Origin of the sequence: Streptomyces sp. DvalAA-14 (assembly GCF_900091855.1) — a bacterium.
GTDB lineage: Bacteria > Actinomycetota > Actinomycetes > Streptomycetales > Streptomycetaceae > Actinacidiphila.
In genome coordinates, this window is the sequence record NZ_FMCH01000092.1 from 1 (window position 1) to 6840 (window position 6840).

The 6840-nt window shown below is 74.5% G+C and carries 5 protein-coding genes; 4 read left to right on the plus strand and 1 reads right to left on the minus strand.

What is annotated here, in order from left to right:
• Positions 1-150: 150 nt before the first annotated feature.
• Complete coding sequence (locus GA0115240_RS04505) at positions 151-612, plus strand: GNAT family N-acetyltransferase (RefSeq protein ID WP_256069540.1); 462 nt, start codon at positions 151-153, stop codon at positions 610-612.
• A gap of 178 nt (positions 613-790) precedes the next feature.
• Here GA0115240_RS04505 and GA0115240_RS04510 read toward each other — a convergent pair whose 3' ends face one another.
• Entirely contained in the window at positions 791-1387 is a 597-nt protein-coding gene (locus tag GA0115240_RS04510) for a TetR/AcrR family transcriptional regulator (RefSeq protein ID WP_093735347.1), read from the minus strand.
• Positions 1388-1763: 376 nt separating this feature from the next.
• On the opposite strand from GA0115240_RS04510, the gene GA0115240_RS04515 reads away from it, so the two are divergent.
• The 3 genes from GA0115240_RS04515 to uca are packed head-to-tail and all read left to right on the plus strand — an operon-like array spanning position 1764 to position 6780.
• Positions 1764-2492 (plus strand): urea amidolyase associated protein UAAP1, encoded by a 729-nt coding sequence (locus GA0115240_RS04515; RefSeq protein ID WP_093735348.1) that lies wholly within the window; start codon positions 1764-1766, stop codon positions 2490-2492.
• Entirely contained in the window at positions 2489-3130 is a 642-nt protein-coding gene (locus tag GA0115240_RS04520) for an urea amidolyase associated protein UAAP2 (protein ID WP_256069541.1), read from the plus strand. Before GA0115240_RS04515 ends, GA0115240_RS04520 begins: the two co-directional genes overlap by 4 nt.
• Positions 3127-6780, plus strand: a complete 3654-nt coding sequence (gene uca, locus GA0115240_RS04525; protein WP_093735350.1) for an urea carboxylase — start codon at positions 3127-3129, stop codon at positions 6778-6780. The genes GA0115240_RS04520 and uca overlap by 4 nt, the downstream gene beginning before the upstream one ends.
• Positions 6781-6840 lie beyond the last annotated feature (60 nt).

The window sequence follows — 6840 nt, forward strand, 5'->3', positions numbered from 1 at the left end:
CCTGGCCGGCGCGCTGGCCCTCGGGGCAGCGTGGCGAGCGGCCCGTGCCCGCCCCGCCGCCGGCGGTGCCTGACCGGCCCGGGGCGGACAGGGGGGCGCCGGCCCGATAATCCCGTGCCGGTGGGCCGCCGGGCTGGAATACTCCGCGGCGTGACGACCGACCACGGACCCGGCCCCGCGGTGACCACCGGGCAGCGCGACCCCGAACTGGAAGAACGGCTGACCGCGGAGCTGGTCGCCTTCAACAACGCGGCCGCGGGGACGGCTGATCGCGGCGCGTTCTCGGTCAGGGCCACCGACGCGGCGGGTGGACTGGTCGGCGGGCTGACCGCGGCCACCTGGGGCGGCCTGTGCACCGTCGAACTGCTGTGGGTGCGGGCGGACAGCCGCACGGACGGGTGGGGCGGCAGGCTGCTGCGGGCCGCCGAGGCGGAGGCGCGGCGGCGTGGTTGCGATCGCGTCGCCGTCTCCTCGTTCACCTTCCAGGCGCCGGGTTTCTACCAGCGCCACGGCTACGTCGAGACCGGCCGGATCCCGGGCATCCCCGGCGGCCACGCGGACGTCCACCTGCTCAAATCCCTGCCGCCGGTCGCGGCGGAGGACAAGCACTGAAAGCTGCGGAAGCGGCGGACGCGCCCGAGGTGACGGACCTGCCGAATCCGGACCCGGTCCGTGCGCCGGCCGGTCCGGGATGAGGCTCCGGGCCCGGCCGCCCGGCGCCCGACTCCCCTGCGCCCGGCCGGGCATGCGGCGGGACACGCGGCTTGACGCCGGCTTGACCCGGGGCGGCCTACGGTCCGCGCAGCCCGCCGAGTTGCTCGGCGGGAACGCCCGCGATGCGCAGGGCCGCGTCCGCCGCCGCGGCGGCCATGACGGGGACCGGGCGGTTCGGGGTGGAGCGGTGCACGAGGATGAGTCCCTCGATCAGGGCGAAGAGCAGGTCGGTGCGCAGCGCGAGTTCGCCGGGGGTGAGGTCGGCGCAGGGCGCGGTCGCCGCGAGCAGCTCGGCGTAGGCGGTCTTGAGGGCGGTGCGGGCCCGGTGGAAGCCGGCGAAGCGGGGGGAGGCCACCTCCGGCAGGAGGTAGAGGGCGCCGAGGTTGTGGGGGCCGGCGCACAGGAGTTCGGCGTCGGAGCGGCACAGGGCCCACAGCCGGGACTCGGCGGGGCGGGTGCGGTCGGCGAGCAGGGTGCGGGCCAGGGCCAGGGAGGGCGTGACGGTGCTTTCCAGCAGTTCCGCCAGCAGATCCTCCTTGCCGCCGACGTAGTGGTACATCGAGGCCTGCCGCATTCCGGCCCGCTCGGCCAGCCCGCGGGTCGTGGTGGCGGTGTAGCCGCGGGTGGTGAAGAGTTCGGCGGCCGCCGCCAGCAGTTCCTCCCGCGCGGTCATCCCGCTGTCCGGCCGCTGCCGGGCCCGTGGCCGGCCGACCCTCCTACCGTTCACGTTCCCGTTGACGCTCACCGGCCGATCGTCGCACACGGCGTGCGCCGGCCCGGCCCGTCCACCCGGTGAGCACGCGGTAACCCCGCCGCAACGGTCGGGCAATGGCCCGGAAGCGCCCGCGTCCTAATTTCTGTCGAGCGACAGAAACTCATCCGTGCCGACGGAAAGGGGGCCCCGCATCGTGGCGACCAGGGCAACGCGGGCCGAGCAGGGCAGGCGGACCACGCGGACAGCGCGAACACCGAGACCGACCGGCACGACAGGGACGACCGCCGGGGCCCGGGACCACGCCCGCGCCCAGGACGGGGCCCGGACCGAGGCCATGCCGACCGTGCCGGCGCCGGACGGCCTGCTGTGGGCCGAGACGGTCGCCGGCGGCGGCTACACCCACAAGGCGCTGGCCCGCGGCACCGAACTGCGCCTGGCCGACGCGACCGGCAACGCCTGCGCCCACCTGCTGCTCTTCGTGGACGGCCGCCCCTGGGAGCGGCTGAACACCGCCGACACCGCGAAGGTCCAGTGGAACGCCTATCTCGGCGCCGGCCAGCTCCTGCTGTCCGATCAGGGCCGGGTGCTGGCCTCCGTGATCGCCGACACCAGCGGCCGGCACGACCTCCTGTGCGGTACCTCCACCGCGGTACGCAACCGGGCGCGCTACGGCGACGGTTCGCCGCACGGCCCGTCCCCGGCGGGCCGCGAGCTGTTCAAACTGGGCGCCGCCAAGCACGGGTTGGCGCCCCGCGACCTGCCGCCGTCGCTCTCCTTCTTCCAGGGGGTACGCGTCGAGCCGGACGGCGCCGTGGAGTTCATCGGCTCGGCCGGCCCCGGCACCGCGGTGACGCTGCGCGCCGAGCAGCCGCTGACCGTCCTGCTGGCGAATGTGCCGCACCCGCTCGACCCCCGTTCCGCCTACACCTGCGGGCCGTTGGAGGTGCGGGCGCGCCGCGGCACGCCGACCGGGCCCGGCGATCCGCTGTGGGACACCACCCCGGAGGGCCGCCGTGCCTTCCTCAACACCGCAGAGCAGACGGCCGCCAGGGGGATCGCGTGAGCACGTCCACGACCGTCGAGGCCCGCGCCCCCTGGTCGGCGGTGATTCCGGCCGGCGGCCTGCTCGCCATCACCGACCTGCACGGCAATCAGGCGGTGGACTTCCTCGGCTACGACGCCCACGACACCGCGGTCCGCTACAGCGCGCCCGACACGATCCAGGCGCAGGGCAACATCTTCCTCAGCACCGGCACGGTACTGCTGTCCAACGAGCACACCCCGCTGATGACGGTGGTGGCCGACAGCGTCGGCCGGCACGACACGATCGGCGGTGCCTGCTCCAAGGAGTCCAACACCCTGCGCTACGGCCACCACACCTGGTCGCAGCACGCCTGCGTGGACAACTTCCTCGCCGAGGGCGCCCGTTGGGGCCTGGGCAAGCGCGATCTGGTGAGCAACGTCAACTGGTACATGAACGTGCCGGTCGAGGACGACGGCACCCTCGGCATCGTGGACGGCATCTCGGCGCCGGGCCTGGAAGTGCTGCTGCGGGCCGAGACCGATGTGCTGGTGCTGGTCTCCAACTGCCCGCAGATCAACAACCCGTGCAACGGGTTCGACCCGACGCCGGTACGGATGACGGTGACGCCGCCGCAAGAGGCGGCGGCCGCGCTGGCGGCGATGGAGGACCCGGCATGAGCAATCCGCCGCCCACCGGCTCCCGGCGGCCGGACCACCGGCCCTTCGACACCCTGCTGATCGCCAACCGGGGCGAGATCGCGGTCCGGATCATCCGCACCGCCCGCCGGATGGGCCTGCGCACGGTGGCCGTCTTCTCCGACCCGGACCGGGCCGCCCCGCACGTCCGCCTCGCCGACACCGCGGTACGGCTCGGTCCGGCCCCGGCCCGCTCCAGCTACCTCGCCATGGACGCGGTGCTCGCCGCCGCCCGGGAGACCGGCGCCGGCGCGGTGCATCCCGGCTACGGATTCCTGTCCGAGAACGCGGAGTTCGCCCGCCGCTGCGCCGCGGACGGCCTGGTCTTCGTCGGCCCGGCGCCCGGCCACCTGGACGTGTTCGGCGCCAAGCACACCGCGCGCGCCGCCGCCGAGGCGGCCGGTGTCCCGCTGCTGCCCGGCACCGGATTGCTGCCGGACCTCGGCGCGGCGCTCGGCGCGGCGGACGGGCTCGGCTACCCGGTGATGCTGAAGGCCACCGGCGGGGGCGGCGGCATCGGTATGCGCGCCTGCCACTCCCCCGCCGAACTCACCGATGCCTGGGAGTCGGTGCGGCGGGTGGCCGCGGCGAGCTTCTCCTCCGCCGGGCCCCTCGCCGAGAGCGACCGTGCGAGCGGGATGTTCCTGGAGCGGCTGGTGGAACACGCCCGCCATGTCGAGGTACAGGTCTTCGGCGACGGCCACGGCCGGGTCCTGACCCTCGGGGACCGCGACTGCTCGCTCCAGCGCCGCCACCAGAAAGTGCTCGAAGAGGCCCCGGCGCCCGGCCTGTCCGACGCACTCCGCGCGCAACTCGCTGCGAGCGCGCAGGCGTTGTGCGCGTCGGTCGGCTACCGGTCGGCGGGCACCGTGGAGTTCGTGTACGACGCCGCGCGCGGGGAAGCGTACTTCCTGGAGGTCAACACCCGCCTCCAGGTGGAGCATCCGGTGACCGAGGAGACCCACGGGGTCGACCTGGTGGAGTGGATGCTGCGGCTGGCGCTGGGCGACACGAGCCGCCTCGACGCCTGGGACACGCCGGTCACCTTGTCGACAAGGCGAGTCGGACACGCCGTAGAAGCCCGGATTTACGCCGAGGATCCCGCCCACGGCCACCGGCCGAGCGCCGGACTCCTCACCCGGGTCGCCTTCCCGCCGGACGTCCGGGTCGACACATGGGTGGAGACGGGCACCGAGGTCACCACCTCCTACGATCCGATGCTCGCCAAGGTGATCGCGCACGGCGCCGACCGGGCGCAGGCGCTGGCCGTGCTCGCCGACGCGCTGGCCGCGACCAGGATCGACGGCATCGAGACCAACCTCGGCCAACTGCGGGCCGCCCTGGCCGATCCCGACCTGCGCGCCGCCACCCACCACACCGCGACGCTCGACGGCGTCCAGGACACCTCGCGCCGGATCGAAGTGCTCCGGGCCGGCACGCTCACCACCGTCCAGGACTGGCCGGGCCGCACCGGCCTGTGGCACGTCGGCGTACCGCCGTGCGGCCCGATGGACGACCTGTCCTTCCGGCTCGGCAACGAGGCGCTCGGCAACGACGAGGGCGCCCCGGGACTCGAGTGCACGCTGGAGGGACCGGTGCTGCGCTTCAGCCACGCGACCACGGTGTGCGTCACCGGCGCCCCGGCCCGCGTGACCGTCGACGGACGCCCGGTGCCGCAGTGGGAGCCCGTGACGGTACCGGCCGGCGCCCGCCTCGACATCCCGGCACCGCAGGCCGCGGGCCTGCGCACGTACGTCCTGATCGCCGGCGGGCTCGACATCCCGCCGTACCTGGGCAGCGCCGCCACCTTCACCCTCGGCCGGTTCGGCGGCCACGGCGGCCGTACGCTCCGGGCCGGCGACGTCCTGCACGGCGGCGCCACGACCGGCGGGGCCACGCGCGGCGGCGGCCCCGTCCCGTCGCACCGGCGGCCCGCCTTCGGCACCGCATGGCAGATCGGCGCGGTCGAAGGGCCGCACGCCGCACCGGAGTTCTTCACCGAGCAGGACATCCGGGAGTTCTACGGCGCCGCCTGGAGCGTCCACTTCAACTCGGCCCGCACCGGGGTCCGCCTGGTCGGCCCCCGGCCGCGCTGGGCCCGCAGCGACGGCGGCGAGGCGGGCCTGCACCCGTCCAACATCCATGACACGCCGTACGCGGTCGGCGCGGTCGACTACACCGGCGACATGCCCGTACTGCTCGGCCCCGACGGCCCGTCCCTCGGTGGTTTCGTCTGCCCGGCGACCGTCGTCACCGGCCAGCGCTGGAAGCTGGGGCAGCTCCGGCCGGGCGACACCGTACGCTTCGTGCCGCTCAGCGAGGACGCGGCGACCGCGCTGCGCGCCCGCCCCGCCACCGCGCCCACCCCGTCGCGTCCGGTCATCGCCGACGGCGGCGTCCTCGGACGCGCCGAGCAGACCCCGGCACGCCCGGCCGTCACCTACCGCCGCAGCGGCGACGACAATCTGCTGGTCGAGTACGGCCCCATGCGACTGGACCTCGCGCTGCGGATGCGGGTGCACGCGCTCGCCGAGCACCTGGCCGCCCAGCGCCTGCCCGGCGTTGTCGATCTCACCCCCGGCATACGGTCGTTGCAGATCCACGTCGATCCCGCCGCGCTGCCCACCGGCAAGCTGCTCGACCTCGTCCGCGAGGCGGAGGACCAACTCCCACCCACCGATGAACTGGTGGTTCCCAGCCGGACCGTGCACCTGCCCCTGTCCTGGGACGATCCCGCCACCCGTGAGGCCATCGCCCGCTACATGGCCGGCGTCCGCGACGACGCCCCCTGGTGCCCGTGGAACATCGAATTCATCCGCCGGATCAACGGACTCGACTCCGTCGACGACGTGTACCGCACGGTCTTCGACGCCGAATACCTCGTCCTCGGCCTGGGTGACGTCTACTTGGGCGCACCGGTGGCCACCCCGCTCGACCCCCGCCACCGGCTGGTCACCACCAAGTACAACCCGGCCCGCACCTGGACCGCGGAGAACTCCGTCGGCATCGGCGGCGCCTACTTGTGCGTGTACGGCATGGAGGGACCGGGCGGTTACCAGTTCGTCGGCCGCACCGTCCAGGTCTGGTCCAGCCACCGCACGACCCGGCCCTGGCTGCTGCGCTTCTTCGACCGCATCACGTGGTATCCCGTCGGCGCGGACGAACTCCTGGAGCTGCGCGCCGACATGGCCGCCGGACGACTCGACCTGCGCATCGAGGACGGCCGCTTCGCCCTCGCCGACCACCAGCGCTTCCTCGCCGCCAACGCCGACTCCATCAACTCCTTCCGCGCCCGCCAGGCCGCCGCCTTCGGCGCCGAACGCGACGCCTGGCAGGCCGCCGGCGAGTTCACCCGCCCGGAGACCCCGGCCCCCGCTCCCCCCTCGGCCGCCGCGCTCACCCTTCCTCCCGGCGGCCGAGCCGTCGCATCCGACCTCGCCGCCGGGGTCTGGCAACTCCTCGTCCGCCCCGGCGACATCGTCACCGCCGGCCAGCAACTCCTCACCCTGGAGGCGATGAAGATGGAGTCCCCCGTCCTCTCCCCCGCCCCGGGCCGCGTGGTGGACCTCCTCGTCACCCCCGGCACCCAAGTCCTCCCCGGCACGCCCCTGCTGACCCTGGCCCCGCTGTAGCCCGGGCCACAGCAAATCCAGCCCGTCCAACGCCTGAGCACCAACCCACCCGGCCGCACC

Bases quoted from the DNA above. Each gene is read 5' to 3' on its own strand.
- GA0115240_RS04510 (WP_093735347.1), bottom strand. From the start codon at position 1,387: ATGACCGCGCGGGAGGAACTGCTGGCGGCGGCCGCCGAACTCTTCACC.
- GA0115240_RS04515 (WP_093735348.1), top strand. From the start codon at position 1,764: ATGCCGACCGTGCCGGCGCCGGACGGCCTGCTGTGGGCCGAGACGGTC.
- uca (WP_093735350.1), top strand. From the start codon at position 3,127: ATGAGCAATCCGCCGCCCACCGGCTCCCGGCGGCCGGACCACCGGCCC.